Origin of the sequence: Haloprofundus halophilus, from assembly GCF_003439925.1 — an archaeon.
GTDB classification, from domain to species: Archaea; Halobacteriota; Halobacteria; order Halobacteriales; family Haloferacaceae; genus Haloprofundus; species Haloprofundus halophilus.
In genome coordinates, this window is the sequence record NZ_QQRR01000002.1 from 1,042,574 (window position 1) to 1,065,648 (window position 23,075).

Sequence of the window (23,075 nt, forward strand, 5' to 3'; positions counted from 1 at the left end):
TGTGCGCGTGATTTTCCCGTCATGGTCGGGATGAACGTCCTACGCGAGTCGAAGGGCCGCGACATGTTGCTGTGCCGAAAGTGCGGAGCCGAGTTCCCGGAGGGTCAGGCCACCCGAGACGGTTGGCACTATCGATGCCCGGAGGACGACTGCGACGCCGAAGGACTCGGCGAGGGACTTCGGCGCGCCTGAGCGCGCCTCGCAAACCGCATCGCCACGAAAACGCCCCACTGCGGCCCTTCGAAACGTCGGCGGCGGGCGACCGCGCCCGTGCCGGACGCTCTCATCACTCACGTTCTCCCCGTCTCCTCGCCACCGAGAGGGCGCCTCCGACGACGCTCCGCGGACGGGAGACTGAACCATTTTTACGCCCCCCGCGCACAGGGAGAGACAATGACGGAGTACGACTACGAGGAGCTCGGCCTCGTCGCGGGGCTGGAGATTCACCAGCAGCTCGACACCGCGACGAAGCTGTTCTGCGACTCGCCGACGGTGCGCCGCGAACCCGAGGAGGCGACGCGAACGTTCACGCGCTATCTCCACCCCACGCGGAGCGAACTCGGCGAGATGGACGAGGCGGCGCTGGAGGAGAGCCGCGTCGACCGCGAGTTCGAGTATCTCGCCTACGACACCACCTGTCTCGTCGAGGAGGACGACGAGCCGCCGGCGGAACTCGACGGCGAAGCGCTCGACGTGGTGATGCAGATCGCGGAACTGATGGAGATGTCGGTCGTCGACCAGGTTCACGTGATGCGCAAAATCGTCGTCGACGGGTCGAACACCTCGGGGTTCCAGCGCTCGTCGCTCGTCGCCCAGGACGGCGAAATCGAGACGAGCGAGGGCGCGGTGGGCATCGAGGACCTGATGCTCGAAGAGGAGTCCGCCCAGCGCATCGAAGAGCGCGACGACGGCGTGCTCTACGGCCTCGACCGCCTCGGCATCCCGCTGGTCGAAATCGGCACCAAACCGGACATCGCCTCGCCCGAGCAGGCGCGGGAAGCCGCCGAGACCATCGGGATGCTGCTCCGGTCGACGGGCAAAGTCAAGCGCGGGCTCGGCACGATTCGACAGGACGTCAACGTCTCCATCGCCGACGGCGCGCGCGTGGAGATGAAGGGCGTCCAGAGCCTCGACGACATCGACGACATCGTCCGCAACGAGGTCGGCCGACAGGTCGAACTGCTCGCCATCCGCGACGAGTTACGGGAGCGAGACGCCCACGTCGGCGACCCGCAGGACGTGACCGACGTGTTCGCCGACAGCGATTCCGGGGTCATTCGCGGCGCGCTGGATAGCGCGGAACGGAGTTCCGCGGATAGCTCGAGCGGGCAGAGCCCGCGAGAGGCGGGCGGCAAGGTCACCGGCGTCCGCCTCGCCGGCTTCGACGGGCTGGTCGGACGCGAGCTCCAGCCGGACCGCCGCCTCGGCACCGAACTGTCGGACCACGCCAAGCGCCACGGCGCGGGCGGCATCTTCCACACCGACGAACTGCCCGCCTACGGCGTCACCGAGGAGGAGGTCGAAGCGCTCCGCGAAGCCGTGGGAGCCGAGCCCGACGACGCGGTGGCCATCGTCGCCGCCGACGCTCAGACCGCGGACCTCGCCATCGACGCCGCCGCGGCGCGTGCGGCGGCCGCCATCGAGGGCGTCCCCGAGGAGACGCGAGGCGCGAACGACGACGGCACGACGCGCTACCTCCGGCCGCTGCCGGGCGCGGCGCGGATGTACCCCGAGACGGACGTGCCGCCGGTCGAACCGGACCCCTCGGAGGTCGAGACGCCCGAACTGCTCACCGAGAAGGTCGACCGCTACCAGTCGGAGTTCGGTCTCGACGCGGGACTCGCCGAACAGGTGGCGTACGGCCGCCGGATGCCGCTGTTCGAGCGAGCCGTCGACGACGGTGCGGACCCGACGTTCGTCGCCGGGTTGGTCGAGAGTACCGTGACCGAACTGCGACGCGACGACGTAGCCGTCGAGAACCTCGGCGACGGCCACCTCCTGGCGGTCGTCGAACTCGTCACCGACGGCGACCTCGCCAAAGAGGGCGTCAACGAAGTGCTGACCCTCTTGGCGGAGAACCCGCAACTGTCCGCCGAGGAGGCCGTCGAGGAGGCGGGCCTCTCGGGCGTGAGCGAGGACGAAGTACGGGACGCTGTCGTCGGCGTCGTCGAGCGCAACGAAGAACAGGTCGAGGAGGAGGGGATGGCCGCCTTCTCGGGACTGATGGGCGAAGCGATGGGCGCGCTCCGCGGCCGCGCCGACGGCGAAGTGGTGAGCAGCGTACTCCGCGAAGAGATTCAAAAGCGCGCCTGAGTCGCGAGCGCCCCGATTCTGTCGGTTGTTTTGGTTCCGACCGCGATTCACCGGTCCGTCGGCTCGCGTCCGCTACGCCGTCTCGACGGGGGAGAGGGTTATACAGCCGGGGCTCCGAACCGTCACCTCGAACCCCTCGTAGTCGAACGTGACGACTCGTCCGTTCGGTCGCGCTCCCGTGGCCGACTCGCCGAACAGCGTTTCGAGCGCATCGGGGTCGACGGCCGTGTACAGCGGGGTGATTTCGGTGGGAGAGCTGTTGCGTAGCGCCGAAACCGTCCGGACGAGCTCTTCGACGACGGAGTCGACGCACGGGTTGAACAGCGTACAGTAGTCGCTCGGAATCGAAGCACCGCTCACGTAGTTCTGTGCCGACATCAGACGGGTTACGGAACCGAGGCAAATAACCCGGCGTATCCCCCCAAATTTGGCTGCTTCCACTCGTTCGAGAGAGTCGTCTCGGCGAACCGATACGTCGGCCGAACGCCGAGACGGCGAAACGAGGAAACGGAGCGGTCACTCCTCGCCGAGTTCCTCGACGAGCGTTTCGACGCTGTAACTCTGTAACACCCGTTGGCTGTCGCGCAGCGTCGAGATGACGTACGTCGAGTTCGTCCGGTCGACCTCCTCGATCGACTCGAACTCCGAGATGAGTCGCTCGACCATCTCGCTGCCGGTCAGCCGAGCGATGACGATGAAGTCCGTCTCGCCCATCGTGAAGTACGTCTGCGTGACTCCTTCGACCGCCATCAGCTTCTCGCCGACGTCCTCGTACGACCCGCTGTAGTCGGCCAGCACCTCGACGATGACGGTGACGCCGAGTCCGAACTTCTCCAGGTCGACGTCGTAGAGGTCGTTCTCGATGATGCCGTCCTCCTTCAGGTTGTTCAGCCGGTAGTGAATCGTCGACACCGGGATACCCGTCGCTTCGTGGAGGCGCTCGGGGCTACCGGTCCCGAGGTCGGAGATGGCCTTCAGAAGCGTGATGTCGCGTTCGTCCATTGCGAACCGATTCGACCGTCGACCCTATGTAGCCACCGACGGGGGCGAGTTGGACGATTCTCCAACGATTGGGGTCCACGGGGCAGGTATCTACAGCGACCGCGACGGCAGTAACCCTCACGTTCTATCGGATGGGATTTTGTTGTAGCCAGATTTAATAAGGAGCGTAAATTACGAACGTGATACGAATCCATGTCTCTTCGCCGGCTCTATCGCCAACATTCGACCGCAGTGTTGTTCGCCTTCCTCGCCGCGTTCTGGGGCACCTCCTTCGTCGCCATCGAAGTCGGTCTCCACTACGTCCCGCCGCTGTACTTCGCGGGCGCGCGGTACGCCGTCGCGGGCGCGGTCGTCTTCGCGTACGCGTACGCGAAGGCCGACCGGTGGCTCCCCTCGGGACGCGACGAGTGGCTCGTCGTGAGCATCGCCGGACTGTTCCTCATCGGCGCGTACCACGGGCTGCTGTACCTCGGTGAGCTCCGCATCTCCGGTCCCGTCGCCGCCGTCGTCATCAGCCTCACGCCCATCCTCACGGCCGTCTGCGCGAGCGCGCTCCTCCCCTCGAACGACCTCGGCGCCGCCGAACTCGCCGGTCTCGGGCTCGGTCTCGTCGGCGTCGTCGTGCTCGTCGCCCCCGACCCGACGGCGTTCGAACTCGGGTCGGCGCTCGGCGTCGCGCTCGTGTTCCTCAGCGCCGTCTCGTTCGCGCTCGGCGCGGTTCTGACCCGGCCGTTCGACTCCGACCTCCCGCTCGTCTCGATGGAGGCGTGGGCGATGCTACTCGGCGCTGGGTCGCTTTTCGTCGGCGGTGCGCTCCGCGGCGAATCGCTGTCGGCGGTTCACGTCACCCCGGTCGCCGTCGCCTCGTTTCTCTACCTGACGTTCGTCTCCGGCGTCGTCGGTTTCCTGCTCTACTTCGAACTGCTCGACCGGACCGGCCCGACCGAGATAAATCTCGTCGGCTACGCCGAACCGGTCGTCGCGACGCTGGCGAGCGCGGCGCTCGTCGGGCACGTCGTCGAGACGAGTGCGGTCGTCGGTTTCGTCGCTATCTTCGCCGGCTTCGCCGTGTTGAAACGCGACGCGCTTCGGGAGTTCGCCACGCGGGACGTGCCGGCAACCAGCGACGTGTACCCGGACGCGGACTAGCCGTCTCCGGTGGGGCTCCGCTCAATCGGCCGAAAACGGCGACCGTCGGGTCGTCACGGTCTCTTCGACCTGCGTCCAGACCAACACCGCGCCGACGGCCGCCAGCGCCGCCCCGAAAGCGAACGGAACGGCGAACCCGAACGAGACGAGAAAGCCCGCCGACAGCGGGCCGAACGCGACGCCGAAACCGAACGCCATCGTCAACACCGAGAGCGTCGTCCCCGACTTGCCGTCGGGCGCGAGGTCGCCCGCGAGTGCGAGCGCCGGCGCGAACACCATCGCTCCGGCGACGCCCTGCCCGAAGCGGGCGGCGAACATCAGCCACGGGTCGTACAGCACGCCCTGGACGAGCGTCGTCGGAATCAACAGCACCATCCCGACCAGGATGAATATCCGCCGACCGTAGAAGTCGGTCGCCCGGCCGATCGGCACCTGGAGGAATATCTGGGCCAACACGAACGCCGCGAACTGGAGCCCGAACAGCGTCGGCCCCTGGTCGAGCCGCGTGTTGATGATGTCGCCCAGCGTGGCGAACAGCGCGATACCGACCGCCATGAAGAAGGAGACGACGCCGAGCGTGAACACCGGGTCGAGCACGCCTCGGCCGCTACGGTCGAACACGGAGAAGCTGTCCAGCGCGCCCCCGTCCTCGCCGGGCGACGCGTCCGCGGTGACGTTCTCGGGGTCGCGGATCAACCAGAGAATCAGGAAGAAACTGAGGCTCGCGGTCAGCGTCGCGAAGTAGAACGCGGCGTCGAAGCCGCTGAACTGAAGCTGCGTCCCGCCCACGCCGAACGCGTACGGACCCGCCGAGACGACGGCACCGGCCGCGATGGGGCCGACGCCGAAGCCGACGAGTCTGAACGTGTTGTACGTCCCCATGTTGCCGCCGCGGTTCGTCTCCGAGGCCAGGTCGTTGACGAGCGCGACGGTGGTCGGGATGATGAGCGCGCCGGCGACTCCCTGGAGCACGCGCAAGCCGACGAGATGCCAGTACGACGACGCCAACGAGTACGAGAAACTGGCGACGCCGATGAGCAGCAAACCGACGAGGACGAATATTTTGCGCCTGCCGGTGCGGTCGGAGAGCCGCCCGGTAAAGGGCTGCAGCGGGCTGTTGACGAGGCCGAACAGCGAGAGGACGATACCGGTGATGGCGACTTCGGTCAGCCCGAACGTGTTGCCGGTGACGAACTCGCTCCCGATGAAAAGCGGGAGCACGACGATGAGAAACGAGTTGCCGACCGACTCGGTCATCCGCGCCAGCGCCAACGCCAGCACCTGCGGGTCGACTCCCAACCGGTTCGAGGTCACTCGGACCTCACCGAGGCTGTCACACTCATACACACGGTTGGGGGCATCAGCCCAATACGGTTGTGGAAGCGGCGGTCGGCGAGTGCACCTATCTGAGCGAGCGCCGGCGACCACAGCGGCTCCGAAAGCGACCGTCCGGGCGGTTACGCCGCGTCGTCGGGGACGGGACGCCGCAAAACTATTTGGACCGCTCGCGTGTCTGGACGGACATGCCCATCTACTTCGAGGATTTGGAGGTCGGAGCGACGACCGAGTTCGGCGAGTACGAAGTGACCGAAGACGAGATAATCGAGTTCGCCGAGCGCTACGACCCGCAGTTCTTCCACGTCGACCCCGAGCGCGCCGCGGAGACGATGTACGGCGGCCTCATCGCCTCCGGATGGCACACGGCGTCGATGACGATGCGGATGCTCGTCGACGGCTTCCTCTCGAACGCCGCCTCGATGGGCGCGAAGGGCGTCGACGAACTCCGGTGGTACCGCCCGGTGCGGCCGGGCGACGTGCTGACGCTGCGAAACGAAGTGCTGGAGAAGACCGTCGAGAGCGACGAGCGCGGCCTCGCGCACGTGCGGACGACGACGCTGAACGGCGACGGCGAGGAGGTGTTCTCGATGGTCGGACTGGTGATGTTCGGTCGAAAACCGGAGTAGGTCGAGCTATCGCCAGCGGTCGGGTTCGTCGTGCTTTTCGAGCAACTGGCGTCGGTGTCGGAGTTGGCGGTTCGTCCGCCGAAAGAGGCCCAGAAGCGTCGAAATCTCGCGGTCGGTCGGGTGCGCTCGGCCGACGAGGCGGCGCATCAGCCGCGTCGTCTTGTCGCGTTTGTGCTCGTCGTAGCCCGTCGCGTCGAGCAGGTCGCCGAAGAGGTCGTAGAATCGTTCGATATCCTCCTCGGGCGCGCGCGACAGCTCCACGTCGGGCAACTGCGTCTCCTCGACGGTCAGTTCCCGAAGTTCGTACATGAGCACGGTGGCGGCCTGTCCGAGGTTGAGCACGGGGTACTCCTCACTCGCGGGAATCGAACAGATCTCGTCCATCCGCTCCAGTTCCCCGTTGTCGAGGCCGGTCCCCTCGCGGCCGAAGACGAGCGCGGTGCGCGTCTCGACCTCTTTCAGGCTCTCGCGGAGTTCGACCGGCGTCTTGAACGGGTAGCGGACGTGACGACGGCTGTCCTCGTTCGTGATGGCCGTCGTGGCGACGGTGTGGTAGTTCTCGACGATATCGTCGAACTCGACCGTCTCGGCGTTCGGCAGGATGTCCTCGCGGGCGTGGCCGGCGAACCCGTAGGCGTCGCCGTCGCGGTGCAGTTCCGGGGGGTCGACGAGCTTCAGTTCCGAGAGCCCGAAGTTCTTCATCGCCCGCGCGATGGTGCCGACGTTGCCGGGCGTCTTCGGGTCGACGACGACGACGACCGGTTTCCGCCCGCTCATTTCTTCGGGTACTGCTGGCCGAGGTCCACGCCGTCGAAGTCCATCTCCTCGGGTTCGTCGTCGCCTTCCTCGTCGTTGTCGTCGCCTTCGTCCGCGTCGGGACCGTACTCGCGCAGGTCGATTCGCTCGCCCTCGAACTCCTCGTTGATTCGTTGGTGGAGTTCGTTCGCGTCGGGGGGACTCGGCAGGTCGTCGGGGTCGGTGTCGACGTGTTCCATCCCGCCGTAGCCGTCGGGCGCGCGGCCGCCGTCGGCGAACCACTCCTGGAACTCGTCGCGGAACAGCTCGTCGCCGACGAACTCGCGGCCGCCGGCCTCGCGGAACCAGTAGAGGAGGTCCGCCTCGTGCTCGTCGCAGAGGACGACTTCGTTCAGCGGTTCGCCGTAGACGATCGTCGCCTGTCGGCAGCGCCCGACGTTCTCCTCGCCGTGGACCAAGTAGCAGGCCTGGCACGGTTTCTCGACGAGCAGACTCAGGCGGAGGAGTCGCTGTCGGGGGTCCTCCGGAATCTCGTCGAGCGGTTTGAACTCTCCCTCCTCGGTGAAGATTTCGGACTCCTCGAACCGCCAGCCGCGGAGTCCGACGCTGACTTTCGCCATTACGCGGTGGTAGCCGGTCGCCGGATAAAAAGCACGTGACTTCGGCGGTTCGGGGGAGCGAGAGCACGAGCTACCGCGACTGAACCTCGCGCTCGGCCTGCTGAAGCCGCGACACCCGGTCGCTCACGGACGGGTGGGTCCGCAGGAACGTCCGGTAGACGAACGCCTCGTATCGGTCCGAGTAGTACGTCAGTGTCGCCGGTTGGTCGCCCTCCGCACCGAGCATGATGGGGTCGTCCGGTTCGACCTGCTCGGGGGAGACGACGGTGAACGCGGCGACGCTCTGGGCGCTGCGGAGGTCTTCGACCGGGTGTTTCCCGAGTTCCGTTTCGATGGACGCGAGCGCGCTCGCAAGCGACGCCGGGTCGCCGGTGATGGCGACGGCCCCGCGGTCGGCGGCGAGTTCGCGCACGCGGGAGAACGACGCGATGAGCGACCGGCCCACGAAGGAGAACAGGCCGGCGACGAGCGCGACGACGGCCGAGAGAAACGCGACGACGAAGACGAGGCCGCGACCTCTGACTGCACCGCCGCTACCGCTGGTGAGTCGCTCGCTGGTCGCACTCGACAGTTCGTGTAACCGGCTGGCGACGGCCGTCGGCACCGAAATCGCGGTCATCAGCGCAACGTCGCGATTCTTCACGTGCGCGAGTTCGTGAGCGACGACGGCCCGGAGTTCGGCGTCGTCGAGCGCGCGGAGCATCCCGAGCGAGACGACGAGTGTCGCGCCACCGGCCGTGTAGCCCGTGACGAACGCCTCGGGGGCGTCGTCGTCGGAGACGGCGATGGCGGGCATCGGGAGGTCGGCCTGCTGGGCGACGCTGCGGACGACGCGGTGGAGGCGCGGCGCGGTTTCGGCGTCGACTTCGTAGGCGTCGGCCTCGCGGACGACACGCGCACCTTGGGTCAGTTCGAGCGCGCCGAACCCGAGGAGAACGACGGCAGCGCCGACGGGCGCGACGACCATCGGCCAACCGAAGAACGCCGCGAGTCCGGCGAACCCGGCGACGAGGGCGGCGGCGAACGTGAGGGAGACGACGCCGAGGAGGACGGTGGCGAGCGCCATGCGAACGAGGAGGGACCGGTCCATGCGTCTACTGGTCATTCCGGTATCATAACTCCGTCGTCGACCACGACTACCGACACCGGACTGCCTATCACGGAGGCGTCCTTCCGAGAGGATATGCGAAACGTGGACGCCGCCGGTCTCGGCATCGGCGACGACTATCCGCCCCGAATCATGGGCGTGCTCAACGTCTCCGAGGAGTCGCCGTACGAGCCGAGCGTCTTCGACGACGCCGCCGAAGCCGCCGACTACGTCGACACCGCGCTCATCGACGAGGGCGCGGACATCGTCGACATCGGCCTCGAATCCGCGAACAAGCGCTTCGAGGTGCTCTCCGCCGAACAGGAACTCGACCGCCTCGACACCGCCGTCGAGGTGCTCGACCACGTCTCCGGCGACGCGGTGTTCTCCATCGAGACGCGGTACCACGAAGTCGCCGACGAGGCGCTCTCGCGCGGGTTCGACATGGTGAACGACATCTGCGGCTTCGCGGACCCGAAGATGCCCGAGGTGTGCGAGGCCCACGACGTCGCCGTCGCGAAGATGGCGAGTCCGCCGGACCTCGAACGCCCCGGCGCGGTCGAGGAGGTCGACGACATCTACGAGGCGCTGAAGCAGAACGGCCTGACGGACAAGACCATCGTCGATCCGGCGTTCGGCGGGTGGTCCGAGGCGAAAACACTAGAGGACGACCGCGAGACGTTCCGCCGCCTCCGCGAGTTCCGCGGCCTCGGTCAACCCATCTTAGTCTCCATCAACCGCAAGAACTTCCTGCGCGAACTCGCCGGCCGGTCCACCGAGGAGGCGCTGCCGGTCAGCCTCGCGGCCACGTCGATGGCCGTCGAACGCGGCGCACACGTGGTCCGAACCCACGACGTCGCGGAGACGCGCGACGCGGCGCTCGTCGGCGCGGCGTTCAAACGCGAACGCGTCCGCGAGGCGGGCGCAGTCGAGGTCGAAGAACTCGACGTGACGACGCCGCGGGAGGCCGCCCGCCACATCGAGCGCGTCGGCGGCGACCCCCGGGCCGCACCCGATGCCGTCTCGAACGTGTTCGAGTTTGCGTCGTTGTCGCCGGAGCAGCGGGGCGCGCTCGTCGCGGCGACGAAGGAGTCGGGGGCGATGCTCGTCGGCGGCGAAAGCGGTCGGACGCTGCTCGTGGGGACGCCGGGGGCTCTCGTCCGGACGTCGGTCGCCGCATCGGGCGTCTCGGAGGCGCTCGACGCGGTGTTGGCCGAGATAGCGGAGACATTCACGTACGAGAAAACTTATGCCGAACGCGCCTGAACCGGAGAAGTGGACGCCGGAACGGCACGCGGGTAGGGGTACTTGGTGCCACTCCGGCCCATACCGTATTATTATTGCCGAGCGCTCGCGCCGTGAGCGCCTACGCCGCGACCACCTGCGCCGCGACCGCTCCCGCCGAAACCGCGCAGTCGTGACGCCGCCGACAGCCACGGCCGACGAGCGGCGCCCCCGAGCGCGACGGAGCGAGCCGTGAACTTCGAGACGTGGGAGCCCGTCTACGAGCGGATTCTCGCCGACTTCGGCTTCGACCGCAGCGCCGACGAACGCGCCCGAGACGACCTGGCGAGGCTCGCCGAACCGTTCGACGAGTCGCGCCTCCGCGTCGTCGACGGCGAGACCGTCGCCGTCGTCGGTGCCGCGCCGTCGCTTCCCGACGAGGTCGACCGCGCGGCCGACGCCGACTACGTCTTCGCCGCCTCGACGGCCGCCGACGTTCTTCGCGACCGCGGTGTCGCCGTCGACCTGATGGTGACCGACCTCGACAAGAACCCCGAGACGGCCCGCGAGTTGACCCGAGAGGGCGTCGCTGTGGCCGCGCACGCCCACGGCGACAACCGGCCGGCGATACGCGAGTGGGTGCCCCGATTCGACTCGGAGCACGTGCTGGCGACGACGCAGGCGGCCCCCGTCGGACCGGTCGTCGACTACGGCGGGTTCACCGACGGCGACCGGGCGGCGTTTCTGGCCGACGAGTTCGGGGCCGAGGAGTTGACGTTCGTCGGCTGGCAGTTCGACGACCCGACGGTCGACGAGGCGAAAGCGAGGAAGCTCGCGTGGGCCGAGCGGCTGCTCGGCTGGTTGGAGCGACGCCGCGGCGAGCGGTTTTCGGTTCTCGACGGCCGCCGGCCGTCGCTCGACCTGCTCACCTCAGAGAGCGAAGTCGACGACGAGAGCCAGCAGTAACAGATACCGGAGTACGAGCAGGCGTCGCGCTTCGGAGCGTCGGCACGGAGTACGAACCGCGAGGTGACCGTTTGGGCGGGTTCGTCCGGCGTCTACCGACCGGTCCTCGGGTGAGTGTCACGGCGAATCGCTGATCGGTCCTCGGGCGAGCGGTGTCGACTGGACCGAGTCGGCGTCCGCGACGGTGAACGACTCGGTATCCCCGTCTCCGGAGGTTCCGTTAGGAGCCGTCGCGTTCGTCTCGTCGGGCGTCGCCGCGTCTGTTTCGTCGGACGGAGCCGTCGCATTCGTCTCGTCGGGAGTGGTCGTGTCCGGAGTCGACGGCGGGAGGCTCGCTCCGCTCTGTTGCCCGGGCGTGTCGGTTCCGGCGTCCTCGGCGACGCTGATGGCGACGTCGACGTCGGCACGGTCGGTGTAGAGCGCGTAGGTGACTCCGCCACCGAACGCCGAGAGGAACACGCAACACAGCACGGCGAGCACGACGACGCGACCACCGGGGCGGTTCACCGCGTCGCCTCCGCAGCAGCGTCGTCGGTCGGAGCGTCTACGCCGGCGTAGACCGCATGGAGGCTCGAATCGGGCTCTTCGTCGGCCGCCGCGTGAGCGTACAACACGTCGCCGTCGACGACGAGGAGCGTGCCGTCGTGCTCGTCGGCGACGAGCGGTCGGCCGACGGTGGTGGCGATAGTGGAGAGCTCGTGGCGCTCGCTGACCTCGATTCGCGGCAGGTCGGCGACCCCGGACGAGAGCCGGACCTCGGCGAGAGCGGCGGTGGAATCGGTACCCGGGAAGTGTTCCGAACTCCCGGCGGGGAACGGTTCGTCGGTGTCGGGCGAATCGCCCGGGTTGCCGCCACCCTCGCTCGACGAGGACGCGTCACCGAGACCGAACCGACGGGCCAGGAGCAACAGCAGCGCTGCGGTGAGTGCGCCGACGGCGACGGTGACCGAGAGCGGGTCCTCGCCGGTCACGCCGACGTAGCCGGCGTACACGCCGAGAACGGCCAACAGCACCGGAGAGAGGGTGAGGTCCGCTCGCGTCAGCGTGATACCGGAGTCGGACGGCTCAGGGCGGTCGGACGAGTCGGGTCGGTCAGACGGGTCGAGTCGGTCGGTCGGAGTCGTCTCTGTATCGGATACGTTCATGGGTGTGGGTTCGGTTGCGTCGGTCGGTGAGTCGTCGTCGGACGACGCGGCGGAAGCAGCGTCGACGCCAGTGCGTTCGCTCGTCACTTTGTCCTCGGGCGCGCGAGTCTCCGCGTGGTCGCCGCGGCGAGCGTGGAGAAAGCCCCGGAGTTCGGTTGTCGCGAGGAACCCGAACGGGACGAGCACGAGCGCGACGAAGCCGACGGGGGTGTCGGCGAACGTGGAGACGTAGCCGACGTACGGCAGCGTCAGGACGACTCGGCCGATGACGGCGTCGGCAGCGACCGGAGCCGGGTCGACGTCCTCGTTGGCGTCGCCTTTCGTGACGAACCGGCGCTCCGCCCCGTTCCGTTCGACATCCACGACGCGGTGGGTGACCGGCGTGTCGCTCGTCTCGGAGCGATGGAACGTGATGACGTCGCCCTCCGCGATCCGTTCGGGAGCGACGCTCCCGACGACGACGGCGTCGCCGGGCTGTATGTCGGGCGACATGCTGGCCGAGAGGACGACGTAACTCTGGTCCGCGCCGACGACCTGCGGCACCGCGTAGACGACGAACGGGGCGACTGCGCCGACGAGGAGGAGCGCCGCGAGTACGTTGAGCACTTTTCGGGAGCGGCCATCGAGGAGGTTCATTCGTCGCCTCCGTCGCCCCGTCCTCTGTTCCCGTCGCCGCTGCTGCTCCCATTGCCTTCTCCGTCGTTGCCGCTGCCACCACCGTTTCCGTCGCCACCACCGTTTCCGTCGCCACCGTTGTTGCCGCCACCACCATTGCCACCGCCACCACCTCCGTTGCCACCGCCCCCGTTGTTGCCGCCTTCGGCGACGAACTCGTCGCCACTCCACTCGAACTTGACGCCGCTGGAGCCGGCGGGGCAGGGCCGTGAGGCGGTGAGCGACGAATCCGGCGTTCCGGTGCCGACTTCGACGTACTCGGGACCGGTCGTCGCCGGGGAGTACTCGAAGTACTCGATTCGCTGACCGGCTTTGAGGACGACGTATCTCACGGGGTCGGTCGACTCCCACGTGAGCGCGACGACCTCGCCGGGCTCTTTCTCGACGAAGTTCGAGAGGGTGACGGCGTCGTCCGGGAGCTCGCCGGAGTCGCTGCAGAACGCGACGAAGCTGATGGCCTTCTGGTCGGTCGGCGGTTCGGGCGTCGGAGTCGACGTCTCGCCGCAGCGTTCGGACCACGGACTCGTCGTCGAGTCGACGTGACGCGCTTGTTCGGCGTAGAGCTGGAGCGTCAGGTCGAGCGTCCGACCGCGAACTTGTCCGGGAGAGACGCCGTTTCGGTCGGGGGGCAGCGAGACGGCGAGGGTGAGACAGACCTCTTCGTCGGGTCGGGCGGGTGATCGAGTCGCCAGGACGCCGTCGGCGATCGCTTCGAGGACGTCCGCGAGCGTCCCCGTGAGCTCGTCGTCTGCGAGCGTCAGGGTCGCGTCGAGCGCCGACGCCAGCGGGTCGGTGGTCGGACACGCCCGAAGCCAGAGCCACGCCGGGTTCGACGAGACCGACAGACAGACCGTTCGCTCGCTGACGCGGCCGTCGTCGCGGAGATTCTCGAACGAGAGCCGAGTGGCGCTCTCCGTGCCTGTCGTCAGCGCGAGTTCGCCGCCGCGAAGCAGCGTCGTCGGCGCGGATTCGCCGTCGCCGAGCACCGCGCCGGTTCCCGCCCCGACGAGTCCGCCCGCTGCGCCGACCGCCGTCAGCGCCGCGAGCAGGCGGCGGCGACTCACCTCCGGCTCGTCGGTCATCTCGTCGCTCCTGTCCGGGAAGCGCTCCCGAGTCGTCGTGCGTCCTTCGTCATAGTGTTCCCCCGGGGGAGTCCCACCGACGGAGTCGAACCGTCGCGTTACCGCTGTGGGGTCGGTCTCCGAGCGGTGGCACGGAGCACGGATATCGCGTCGCGGCGAACCGGTATAGGTACGAGCCGCCGGATACGGACTAACGGTCGGTTCGGCGGCTTTAACCGATAGTTTGGCCCGTCGGAGACGAACCGTGAGGACGGTAGGCACACCGAACCGAATCCACAGGCGACCGGAGACGGACCGGTACGCACCGCCGGTCGACCCCGTATTAGCCCCATACATATGCCGTAGTCCGTCCAGTCGTCGTACGTCCGCGCCCGCCGGCCGGGACGGACGGGGGAGTACGAGTAATGCAACTACGACAACGAACCGTCCCGGAGTACGAGATTCACACCGTCTTATCGAACCAGCGTCGTCGGGTCGCCTTAGAACACCTCGGGTCAGGACCGGGGCGAACGACCGTCCGCGAACTCTCGGAGGTGGTCGCCACCGCCGAAACAGGCGAGTCGCCGCCGCCGCGGAACGTCCGCGAGTCGGTGTACATCTCGCTCCACCAGACGCACCTCCCGAAGCTTCACGACCTCGGGGTCGTCGACTACGACCGCGAGCGGAAGGAGATTCGACTGCTCGAAGGCGCTCGCGACGTCGACCTGTACATGGAGGTCGTGACGAAACACGGCATCACGTGGGGCGAGTACTATCGAGGACTGGGCGTCCTCTCGCTTCTAACCGTCGTCGCGGCGAGTATCGGCGTCCCCGGACTCTCGCTCGCCGCTCCGGTTCTGTGGGCGAGCGCGTTTCTCGCCCTCTTCGCCTGTTCGACGCTGTACCAACTGTGGGCCAGACGGTGGCAGGTGTTCAGAGCGTTGAGATAGCCCCGAACGACGTCGCTCGCGGCGAAAGAGCGCCGGTCAGTAAGTTTCGAGACCAATCTCGTATCAAAATAGTTATCAGCGACGACTCTGTATCGGAAACCGATTGTCGGTGCTGACGGTCTGAGCAGCCATACAGCACACGTGAAGGTGGTGGAACCCTCCAGGTTTCACGCGCATCGACAATCTCTTCTCTCTGATCGCTTCGCCGTCAGCGGCGCGCTTCGAGGTCAGTCGACGAACGCGCCGTCGGTGGCGTCGTACTCGGCTTCGAAGTACCGCACCTCGCAGTGTCCGCAGGACGCCGCGATGACGTCGTAACTCCGACAGCACGATTCGACGGCGTGCGTTCCGAGGTCGACGGTGCCGCCGCAGGCCGGGCAGTGCGCCATACACGCGCGGAGACCGCCGAGCACCTGACCGCGAACGTCGACGGGGAGCCGCGACCAGACGTCCGTTCTGTCGTCGAGTTCCGCGCTCGCGGCCATGTCGGCGGCGAACGCTTCTCGGGACTCCCACTGGCCCAACCAGTCGTCGTCGAGCCACGCGGCGACGGCGCTGCCGTGGTCGCTCAGCGACACCCGTTCGGCGTCGACGCCGACGGTTCGAGCGAGTTGACCGACGCCGCCGTCGCCGCCGCGGACGGCATCGATTCGGTGGAACCACGCCCGCTCGAACGACGCGTCGAGGACGACGTCGGCACCGGCGTCGTCGGCCCGGAGTGCGCCGACTTCGACGAGGAACGTCTCGGTGTCGAACGCCGCCGCGTCGAGTTCGCCGGACTCCCGGTCGGAGGGTTCCAAGACGTGTCGAACCGACCCCGTGCGTTCGGCCTTGTCGAACCGCCGCAGGAGCCAGTCGGGGAAGTACCGCTTCGTGAGCGACGGCGTTCCCGGGACGAGATACCCCCGGAGATAAATGAGCGCGAGCGAGGCGGCGAAAGCCGCGACTCCGACCGGTGGCGAGAGAACGACCACCGGCAGCGTGACGGCGCCCGCGATGGCAAGGTTGACCGCCGTACAAGGGAGACAGCGGTTCTCGCCGACATACTCGGGGTTTCGGACACGTTCGAGCAGTGATGGTATCATCGGATCGACCCACCGTCCGTCCCGTGGACGATACTGGGTCGTTCGCCTCCGGTAGTATAGGTGTGTGGGTCGTCTTCACTCGGAGCGAATCCGGTCGCCGAGATTCGGTCGCCCTACGGTTCGAGCACGACCTTGCCGGTCGACTCCCGGTTCTCGATGTACTCGTGGGCGTCGGCGGCCGCAGCGAGCGAAAACCGCTCGCCCACGACGACTTCGAGTTCGCCTCCGGCGAGGAGTTCGGTCAGTTCGGGCACCGCCTTCAGCACCGACCGGGGGTCGCGCTGCATCGCGCGACCGAGGTGGAAGCCGACCACCGACTTGTTCTCGAACAGCAGACGCGTCGTGTCCGCCTGCGCGGGGTCGCCGCTGGCGACACCGTAGGTGACGAGTCGGCCGCGGTAGTTCAGCGCGTCGAGGCTGGCGTCGAACACGTCGCCGCCGACGCCGTCGAGGACGAGGTCGACGCCCTCGCCGTCGGTCTCGTCTTCGACGACCTCCTCGAACGCGTCTTCGGTGTAGTCGATGGGGTGGTCGAGACCGAGACGCTCCGCGAGGTCGAGTTTCTCCCGACTGCTCGCGGTCCCGAACGACTCCGCGCCCGCGGCGTCGGCCAACTGGACGGCCGCTGTGCCGACACCGCCCGCGGCGGCCTGAATCAGGACGCGCTCGTCCGACTCGTCGCCGTCGAGGCCGCCCCACTCGTGGAGACAGCAGTGCGCCGTGAGAAACTGCACCGGGAAGCCGGCGGCCTCGGCGAACTCCATCCCGGGCGGCACGTCGAAGAGGCCGTCGGCGGGCGTGACGACCTTCTCGGCGTACGCGCCGCCGCCGGTCATGGCCACGACTCGGTCGCCGACCTCGCGGTCGACGCCCTCGCCGACGGCGTCGACGGTCCCGGCGGCTTCCATCCCCGGAACGTACGGCGGTTCCGGACCGCCGCGGTAGTGGCCGCGCCGCTGCATGATGTCGGCGAAGTTGATGCCGGCGGCCTCCACGTCGATCCGGACCTCGCCCGGTCCGGGATTCGGCTCCTCGACATCGACGGGTTCGAGCGCGTCAGTTCCTCCGAACTCGGTGACACGAATCGCGCGCATAACGACCACTACGGGGCGACCGCCGATAAGCCTCGGTGAACGGGGTGCCGGTTGTACGCCGTTGTCGAACCCGAACGGCCGGTGACGAACGGCGGCGTCCACCTGCGCGGGACGAGACGACGGCGTCCACCCGCGCGGGATGAGACGGCGATGTCTCCCGTCCGTCGCGGGCGAATTTGGTCAGTTTGTGAGACTTTCAGTCGAGAGTGTACTGACGTTTATGCGTATTGTTTCCGAGTGTCACACGTAATGCGAGCAGCAGTACTCGAAGCGCACGGAGAACCGCTGGAGATCGCCGACATCGACCGACCGACAGCCGACCCCGACGGCGTCGTCATCGAGACGGAGGCGTGCGGTATCTGTCGGAGCGACTGGCACGCCTGGCAGGGCGACTGGGGGTGGCTCGGGCTGGAGGCACAGCCCGGGCAGGTACTCGGCCACGAGCCCGCCGGACGAGTCGTCGAAGTCGGTGAGAACGTCGAGAACGTCGCCGAGGGCGACCACGTCGCCGTCCCGTTCAACCTCGGCGACGGGAGCTGTCCGGAGTGTCGCCGGGGGCACTCGAACACCTGCGAGAACGTGATGCCGCTCGGCTTCGTCGAACAGGCTCCGGGCGCGTTCGCCGAGGAGCTCCACGTCCCCGTCGCCGACCACAACGCGGTGCACCTCCCCGACGGCGTCTCGTCGACCGACATGGCCGGCCTCGGCTGCCGGTTCATGACGTCGTTCCACGCGCTCGCACACCGCGCCGACGTCGGTGCCGGCGACTGGGTCGCCGTCCACGGTTGCGGCGGCGTGGGTCTCTCGGCGGTCCACATCGCCGACGCGCTCGGTGCGAACGTCGTCGCCGTCGACCTCCAGGAGGAGAAACTGGAGAAAGCGAAGTCGCTCGGGGCGGTGGAGACCGTCGACGCCTCCGACACCGACGACGTTCCGGACGCGGTGAAGGCGCTCGCCGGCGGGGGGACGCAGGTGTCGGTCGACGCGCTCGGCATCGAGACGACGTGTCAGAACTCGGTTCTGAGCCTCGGCAACCGCGGGCAACACGTCCAGATCGGGCTGACGACGCAGGACGAACAGGGGATGGTGTCGCTGCCGACCGACGCGATGGTGATGCAGGAGATCGAGTTCATCGGCTCGCTCGGCATGCCGCCGACGCGCTACGACGAGATTTTCCGCCTCGTCGCCAGCGGGAAGCTCGACCCGAGCGCCGTCGTCTCCGAGACGGTCGGCCTCGACGACGTACCGGAGAAGCTCGACGCGATGACCGACTACGAGACGGTCGGAATCCCCGTCATCGACGAGTTCTGAAGGGGCCGACGCGACCCTCTCGGGTCGATGCGAGGCCGAGCAGTCGGTCGATGCGAGGCCGAGCAGTCGGTCGATGCGAGGCCGAGCAGCCGGTCAACGCGAGGCCGAGCGACCCCTCCGATTCCGTCGGTAGGTTAACGGAAACTGCGTCCTTTTCGACCGCATGCAACTGCACTGGCACCGACGCGACCTGCGGGTGTCGGACAACCGCGCGCTCGCGGCGGCGGCCGACGAAGCCGAGCGTCGCGGCGAGGTCGTCCCCGTGTTCGCCTTCGACGACCTGATTCTCGAACACGCCGCCGCGCCGAGGGTCCGGTACATGCTCGACTCGCTCGCGGAGCTTCGGGAACGATACCGCGACCGCGGCAGCGACCTCGTCGCCGTCCGCGGCGACCCCTCGACGCTGCTCGTGGACCTCGCCGAGGAGTTCGGAGCCGAGCGAGTCGTCTGGAACGACGACTACTCCGGACTCGCCGAGGAGCGCGACGGGGCGGTTCGGGCCGCGCTCTCCGAGGCGGGAGTCGAACACGAGTCGTTCTGCGACCAGGTGCACCACGAACCCGGCGAGATTCGGACGAACGCGGGAGACCCCTACTCGGTGTTCACCTACTTCTGGAAGAAGTGGCGCGACCGCGAGAAGGCGGAGCCGTACCGCGAACCCGAGGCGTCCGAACTGGCGTCGATAGCCGAAGACGACGAACTGCCGACCATCGACGAGTTGGGCTTCGAAGAACCCGCCGCCGAGGTCCAGACCGCCGGCACCGACGCCGCGCGCGAGCGACTCGCGGCGTTCTGCGACGACGCTATCTTCCGGTACGCCGAGGACCGCGACTATCCGACGCGGGAGGCGACCTCTCGCCTGTCGGCGGACCTCAAGTGGGGGACCATCGGGATTCGGGAGGTGTACGAAGCGACCGAGGCGGCGAAATCGGCGGCCGAGGGCGACGAAACCGAGTCGGTCGAGGAGTTCCAGTCGCAGTTGGCGTGGCGCGAGTTCTACGCCCAAGTCCTCTACTTCAACCAGCGCGTCGTCTCGGAGAACTACAAGGAGTACACGAACGAAATCGAGTGGCGAAACGACGAGGAGGGGTTGCAGGCGTGGAAGGACGGCGAGACGGGCTACCCCATCGTCGACGCGGGGATGCGCCAACTGCGGGAGGAGGCGTACATGCACAACCGCCTGCGGATGGTCGTCGCCTCGTTCCTGACGAAGGACCTCCTCGTCGACTGGCGCGAGGGGTACGACCACTTCCGCGAACTGCTCGCCGACCACGACACGGGCAACGACAACGGCGGGTGGCAGTGGGCGGCCTCGACGGGCACCGACGCCCAGCCGTACTTTCGGGTGTTCAACCCGATGACGCAGGGTGAGCGCTACGACCCCGACGCCGAGTACATCAAGCGGTACGTCCCCGAACTGGCGGACGCTGACGCCGCCGCGGTTCACTCGTGGCACGAACTGTCCGCGGACGACCGGGAGGACGCCGCTCCCGACTATCCGGCGCCCATCGTCGACCACGACGAACGGCGCGAGGAAGCCGTCGCGATGTTCGAGCGCGCTCGCGGCGAGACCGACGAGTAGCATCGACCGGGTCGGAGTCGAGAAAGAGCGCCGTACGGCTCCCATCTGGTACAGCCAGAGCCGGTTCTGGAGCGGACTGAGCGCGTTTGTTCTACCTCTGTCGAAGTCAGATTACAGTTAGACAGCTCTTAATTATAGTGTAGTAGGTGTTCGCTCGGAACGAGACGACGGATTCGGGCTCTCCGAACGCCCTCCCCGTCGAAGCGGGCAACCAATGACACACGGAAGTTCACATCAGACGGTAGAGGCGGAGAGTACGGCGGCGTGGTGGGAACGAATCGTCGACCGAACGACGAAGTACGGCGAGCGGGCGGGCGACGCCCTGATGTACAGTTCGGCGTACCTCGCGGTCATCGCGGCGGTGGAGCTCGCCATCGTGATGATGCTTCTGGGCATCGAAGCGAACCCCGCGCCGGTCGTCGTGGCGTTCGTGACGTTCGCCGTCTACGCCTACGACCGACTCGTCGACGTCGAGAGCGACGAGGTGTCGAACCCGCGTCAGGCCGCCTTCGTCAGACGTCACCGCGACGTACTGTACCTGATGGCGTCGGTCTGTTACGGGCTCGCCGTCGCGCTGTCGGTGCTCGGCGGCCCGTACGCGCTGGGTATCACCCTCTTACCGGGGATGTTCGGCGTCCTGTACGCCTCCGACTGGATGCCCGACGTCGGCGTTCGGTTCGCCCGGTTCAAAGAGATACTCGTCGTCAACACGGCCGTCGTGGCGTTCGCGTGGGCGGTCACCTTGACGTTCCTGCCGCTGGCGTTCGCCGGACGGGCGTTCACGCCCGCCGCCGGCGTCGTTTTCTGTTACTTCTTCCTTCGCTCGTTCGTCGACACGGAGCTACCGAACGTCGGTGACGTCGAGAGCGACCGAGCGTCCGACGTCTCGACGCTGCCACTGGTCCTCGGCGTCCGGGGGACGCGGTACGCGCTGTACGGGCTCGACCTCGTTTCGCTCGCGTTAGTCGTCTACGCGGCCGGTACGGGCCTCCTCCCGTCGGGTGTCGCCACGGCGCTCGGCGTCGGAATCGCGTACTCGTCGTCGGTCGTCTCCCGAATCGGTCGGACGGAGGACTACGAACTCCTCACGCTCGCGTCCGAGTGCGAGTACCTGCTCGTCGGTGCGACGCTCGCAACCGTCGTCCTCGTCTGAAAGCGAGGTGGACGGCCCCGGAGACGCCGCCGAACGCGACACGTCTGCGGTACTGACTTTCGTCGGGAAGTTAATACGTGAGCAGTCACATCGGAGAGTACGCCTGTGAGCGCACTGAGCCAACTGTACGTGGTCGTACTCGCCACCGTCGGCATCGGGCTGACCGCGACGCTGCTCGCCTGGCGCGAGCGGCCCGAACCCGGAGCGACGCCGCTGGTTGCGATGCTGGCCGGGCAGAGTTGGTGGTCGGTCTTCTTCGCGTTCGAACTACAAGCGACGACGCTCGCCGCCAAGGCGTTCTGGTCCGACGTCCAGTGGGTGGGCGTCGTCGTCATCCCCGTCGCGTGGGTGCTGTTCGCGATGGAGTACACCGGTCGCGACCAGTACGTCCGGTCCAAGTACATCGCGCTTCTGTCCGTCGTTCCCGTCGTTACGGTGGCGCTGGCGGCGACCGGCGACTACCACGACCTCCTCTACACCGGGTCGGAACTCGTCGTGCGGGACGACGTCACTACCTTGCGCCGCGAAGGCGGTCCGTGGTACTGGGTGACCGCCAGTTACACGTACGTTCTCGGGCTGGTCGGGTCGGTTCCGCTCCTCGGTTACGTCCGAAGCGAGACCTCACAGTTCCGCGGGCAGAGCGTCGCACTGCTGATCGGGACTATCGCGCCGTGGGTGAGCAACATCCTCTTTCTGTACGGCGCGGTCCCGGTTCCGGGACTCGACCCGACGCCGGTCGCGTTCGCTATCTCCGGCGTCGCGTACCTCGGTGCGCTCACCAAGTTTCGACTGCTCGGAACCAGTCCCGCTCCGAACCGCCGGGCGCGGCGACTCGTCTTCGAGCGCATGCAGGACGCCGCCGTCGTCGTCGACAGCCACGAGTACATTGTCGATATGAACGAGAGTGCAACGGAGATGCTCGGGACGACGGCCCGCGCGGCGCTCGGCCGACCGGCCGGGGAGGTGCTCCCGAAGTACGACCGCGTTCCGAGCGTCGGAACGACGTCCGAGCACGTCACCGTCGACGGCCGAAACGGGCGGCGGCACTACGACGTGACGGTCACGGAGATCAGCGACTTCCACGGCCGGTACGTCGGCCGCGTCATCGCCTATCACAACGTCGACGAGCACCTGCGCCACCAGCAACGTCTCGAAGTGCTCAATCGGGTGCTTCGACACAACATCCGCAACGAGACGAACGTCATCTACGGCTACGCCGACCTCGTCGCCGACGAGGGCGGTCCCCAGAGCGACCGTGCGGAGATAATCAAGGAACGGGCGATAGCCATCGCCGACATGGGCGAGAAAGCCAGGCAGATCGTCGACATCTTCGAGCAGGTCCGCCGGGACTCGCGGGCGGTCCCGGTCTCGGACCTCGTGACCGAACGGAGCGCCGACGTCGCCGACCGGTATCCGAACGCGGAGATTCGCGTCGAGGCGCTGCCGGCGGACGCGCACGTGAACGCGGTGCTCGGCCCGGCGCTCTCGAACCTCGTCGAGAACGCGGTCGAACACAACACCGGTTCGACCCCGACCGTCGAGGTGAGCGCCACCGTCGACGACGGTCGCGTTCGACTCGTCGTCGCCGACGACGGGCCGGGCATCGACGTCTACGAACAGGCGGTTCTCGAACGCGGCACGGAGACGGCGCTCGAACACGGCAGCGGCCTCGGTCTCTGGCTGGTCGCGTGGGCGGTCGGCATCGCCGACGGTACCGTCGAGTTCGAGGAGAACGACCCGACGGGGTCGGTGGTCACCGTCGAGGTGCCGGTCGTCTCGGCGGACAGTGAGAATCGAGGGGAGCCAGAGACCGCTCCGAGTCGGGCAGAGACGAGCGAATCTCCGACTGTAAGCGAGTGAACGGACGAACACTGCTGGCGATAAACCAGTTACACGGCCCACGTAGTTGGTTCGACGACGACGGCGAACTGGAGTACG

The 23,075-nt window shown here is 67.6% G+C and carries 22 protein-coding genes; 11 read left to right on the forward strand and 11 right to left on the reverse strand.

The window, feature by feature from the left end:
• Positions 1–21: 21 nt before the first annotated feature.
• Both DV709_RS15010 and gatE read left to right on the forward strand, forming a co-directional pair.
• Positions 22–192 (forward strand): HVO_2901 family zinc finger protein, encoded by a 171-nt coding sequence (locus DV709_RS15010; protein WP_198665728.1) that lies wholly within the window; start codon positions 22–24, stop codon positions 190–192.
• Between the two features lie 201 nt (positions 193–393).
• On the forward strand, positions 394–2,313 hold the full coding sequence (gene gatE, locus DV709_RS15015) for a Glu-tRNA(Gln) amidotransferase subunit GatE (RefSeq protein ID WP_117595203.1): 1,920 nt from the start codon (positions 394–396) through the stop codon (positions 2,311–2,313).
• Positions 2,314–2,385: 72 nt separating this feature from the next.
• Here gatE and DV709_RS15020 read toward each other — a convergent pair whose 3' ends face one another.
• Together DV709_RS15020 and DV709_RS15025 are read right to left on the reverse strand one after the other, a co-directional pair.
• Entirely contained in the window at positions 2,386–2,691 is a 306-nt protein-coding gene (locus DV709_RS15020) for a HalOD1 output domain-containing protein (protein WP_117595204.1), read from the reverse strand.
• A 138-nt stretch (positions 2,692–2,829) separates the two neighbouring features.
• Positions 2,830–3,315 carry an Lrp/AsnC family transcriptional regulator gene (locus DV709_RS15025; protein ID WP_117595205.1) on the reverse strand — a complete coding sequence of 162 codons (486 nt, stop codon included), beginning with the start codon at positions 3,313–3,315 and terminating at the stop codon, positions 2,830–2,832.
• A 192-nt stretch (positions 3,316–3,507) separates the two neighbouring features.
• Between DV709_RS15025 and DV709_RS15030 the strand changes: the two genes are divergently transcribed.
• Positions 3,508–4,464 (forward strand): DMT family transporter, encoded by a 957-nt coding sequence (locus DV709_RS15030; protein WP_117595206.1) that lies wholly within the window; start codon positions 3,508–3,510, stop codon positions 4,462–4,464.
• A gap of 21 nt (positions 4,465–4,485) precedes the next feature.
• On the opposite strand, the gene DV709_RS15035 is transcribed toward DV709_RS15030, so the two are convergent.
• Positions 4,486–5,778: an MFS transporter gene (locus DV709_RS15035; protein ID WP_332871839.1), complete on the reverse strand. Its 1,293-nt coding sequence runs from the start codon at positions 5,776–5,778 to the stop codon at positions 4,486–4,488.
• Between the two features lie 209 nt (positions 5,779–5,987).
• Between DV709_RS15035 and DV709_RS15040 the strand changes: the two genes are divergently transcribed.
• Positions 5,988–6,428, forward strand: coding sequence for a MaoC family dehydratase (locus tag DV709_RS15040; protein ID WP_117595207.1), 441 nt, complete (start codon positions 5,988–5,990; stop codon positions 6,426–6,428).
• A 6-nt stretch (positions 6,429–6,434) separates the two neighbouring features.
• On the opposite strand, the gene DV709_RS15045 is transcribed toward DV709_RS15040, so the two are convergent.
• The 3 genes from DV709_RS15045 to DV709_RS15055 all read right to left on the reverse strand — a co-directional run bounded on the left by DV709_RS15045 (position 6,435) and on the right by DV709_RS15055 (position 8,894).
• Positions 6,435–7,205, reverse strand: coding sequence for an RNA methyltransferase (locus DV709_RS15045; protein ID WP_117595208.1), 771 nt, complete (start codon positions 7,203–7,205; stop codon positions 6,435–6,437).
• A complete protein-coding gene (locus DV709_RS15050; RefSeq protein ID WP_117595209.1) occupies positions 7,202–7,804 on the reverse strand; it encodes a hypothetical protein in 603 nt (200 codons plus the stop codon). Before DV709_RS15050 ends, DV709_RS15045 begins: the two co-directional genes overlap by 4 nt.
• A gap of 70 nt (positions 7,805–7,874) precedes the next feature.
• Positions 7,875–8,894, reverse strand: a complete 1,020-nt coding sequence (locus tag DV709_RS15055; protein WP_157972755.1) for a M48 family metalloprotease — start codon at positions 8,892–8,894, stop codon at positions 7,875–7,877.
• A 93-nt stretch (positions 8,895–8,987) separates the two neighbouring features.
• Here DV709_RS15055 and folP point away from each other — a divergent pair, with 93 nt between their 5' ends.
• Both folP and DV709_RS15065 read left to right on the forward strand, forming a co-directional pair.
• The gene (gene folP / locus DV709_RS15060; protein WP_117595211.1) at positions 8,988–10,157 is read left to right on the forward strand and encodes a dihydropteroate synthase; all 1,170 of its coding nucleotides are present in this window, start codon (positions 8,988–8,990) and stop codon (positions 10,155–10,157) included.
• A gap of 210 nt (positions 10,158–10,367) precedes the next feature.
• Complete coding sequence (locus tag DV709_RS15065) at positions 10,368–11,081, forward strand: 6-hydroxymethylpterin diphosphokinase MptE-like protein (protein ID WP_117595212.1); 714 nt, start codon at positions 10,368–10,370, stop codon at positions 11,079–11,081.
• 117 nt (positions 11,082–11,198) lie between these two features.
• On the opposite strand, the gene DV709_RS15070 is transcribed toward DV709_RS15065, so the two are convergent.
• From DV709_RS15070 to DV709_RS18105, 3 genes are read right to left on the reverse strand one after another with little or no spacing between them, the layout of a single operon-like run.
• Positions 11,199–11,588: a hypothetical protein gene (locus DV709_RS15070; protein ID WP_117595213.1), complete on the reverse strand. Its 390-nt coding sequence runs from the start codon at positions 11,586–11,588 to the stop codon at positions 11,199–11,201.
• The gene (locus tag DV709_RS18100; protein WP_198665729.1) at positions 11,585–12,862 is read right to left on the reverse strand and encodes a signal peptidase I; all 1,278 of its coding nucleotides are present in this window, start codon (positions 12,860–12,862) and stop codon (positions 11,585–11,587) included. Before DV709_RS18100 ends, DV709_RS15070 begins: the two co-directional genes overlap by 4 nt.
• A complete protein-coding gene (locus DV709_RS18105) occupies positions 12,859–13,983 on the reverse strand; it encodes a hypothetical protein (RefSeq protein WP_198665730.1) in 1,125 nt (374 codons plus the stop codon). The genes DV709_RS18100 and DV709_RS18105 overlap by 4 nt, the downstream gene beginning before the upstream one ends.
• 404 nt (positions 13,984–14,387) lie before the next feature.
• Between DV709_RS18105 and DV709_RS15085 the strand changes: the two genes are divergently transcribed.
• On the forward strand, positions 14,388–14,912 hold the full coding sequence (locus DV709_RS15085) for a DUF7344 domain-containing protein (protein ID WP_117595214.1): 525 nt from the start codon (positions 14,388–14,390) through the stop codon (positions 14,910–14,912).
• Between the two features lie 227 nt (positions 14,913–15,139).
• Here the strand turns inward: DV709_RS15085 and DV709_RS15090 are convergent, their stop codons facing one another.
• Both DV709_RS15090 and DV709_RS15095 read right to left on the reverse strand, forming a co-directional pair.
• Positions 15,140–15,997 (reverse strand): hypothetical protein, encoded by an 858-nt coding sequence (locus tag DV709_RS15090; protein ID WP_117595215.1) that lies wholly within the window; start codon positions 15,995–15,997, stop codon positions 15,140–15,142.
• Between the two features lie 113 nt (positions 15,998–16,110).
• Positions 16,111–17,091, reverse strand: coding sequence for a quinone oxidoreductase family protein (locus tag DV709_RS15095; protein ID WP_117595216.1), 981 nt, complete (start codon positions 17,089–17,091; stop codon positions 16,111–16,113).
• A gap of 249 nt (positions 17,092–17,340) precedes the next feature.
• On the opposite strand from DV709_RS15095, the gene DV709_RS15100 reads away from it, so the two are divergent.
• From DV709_RS15100 to DV709_RS15115, 4 genes are all read left to right on the forward strand, one after another.
• The gene (locus DV709_RS15100) at positions 17,341–18,402 is read left to right on the forward strand and encodes a zinc-dependent alcohol dehydrogenase family protein (protein WP_117595217.1); all 1,062 of its coding nucleotides are present in this window, start codon (positions 17,341–17,343) and stop codon (positions 18,400–18,402) included.
• A 163-nt stretch (positions 18,403–18,565) separates the two neighbouring features.
• Positions 18,566–19,984: a cryptochrome/photolyase family protein gene (locus tag DV709_RS15105; protein WP_117595218.1), complete on the forward strand. Its 1,419-nt coding sequence runs from the start codon at positions 18,566–18,568 to the stop codon at positions 19,982–19,984.
• 214 nt (positions 19,985–20,198) lie between these two features.
• A complete protein-coding gene (locus DV709_RS15110) occupies positions 20,199–21,137 on the forward strand; it encodes a UbiA family prenyltransferase (protein ID WP_117595219.1) in 939 nt (312 codons plus the stop codon).
• Between the two features lie 105 nt (positions 21,138–21,242).
• Positions 21,243–22,997 (forward strand): histidine kinase N-terminal 7TM domain-containing protein, encoded by a 1,755-nt coding sequence (locus DV709_RS15115; protein WP_117595220.1) that lies wholly within the window; start codon positions 21,243–21,245, stop codon positions 22,995–22,997.
• Positions 22,998–23,075 lie beyond the last annotated feature (78 nt).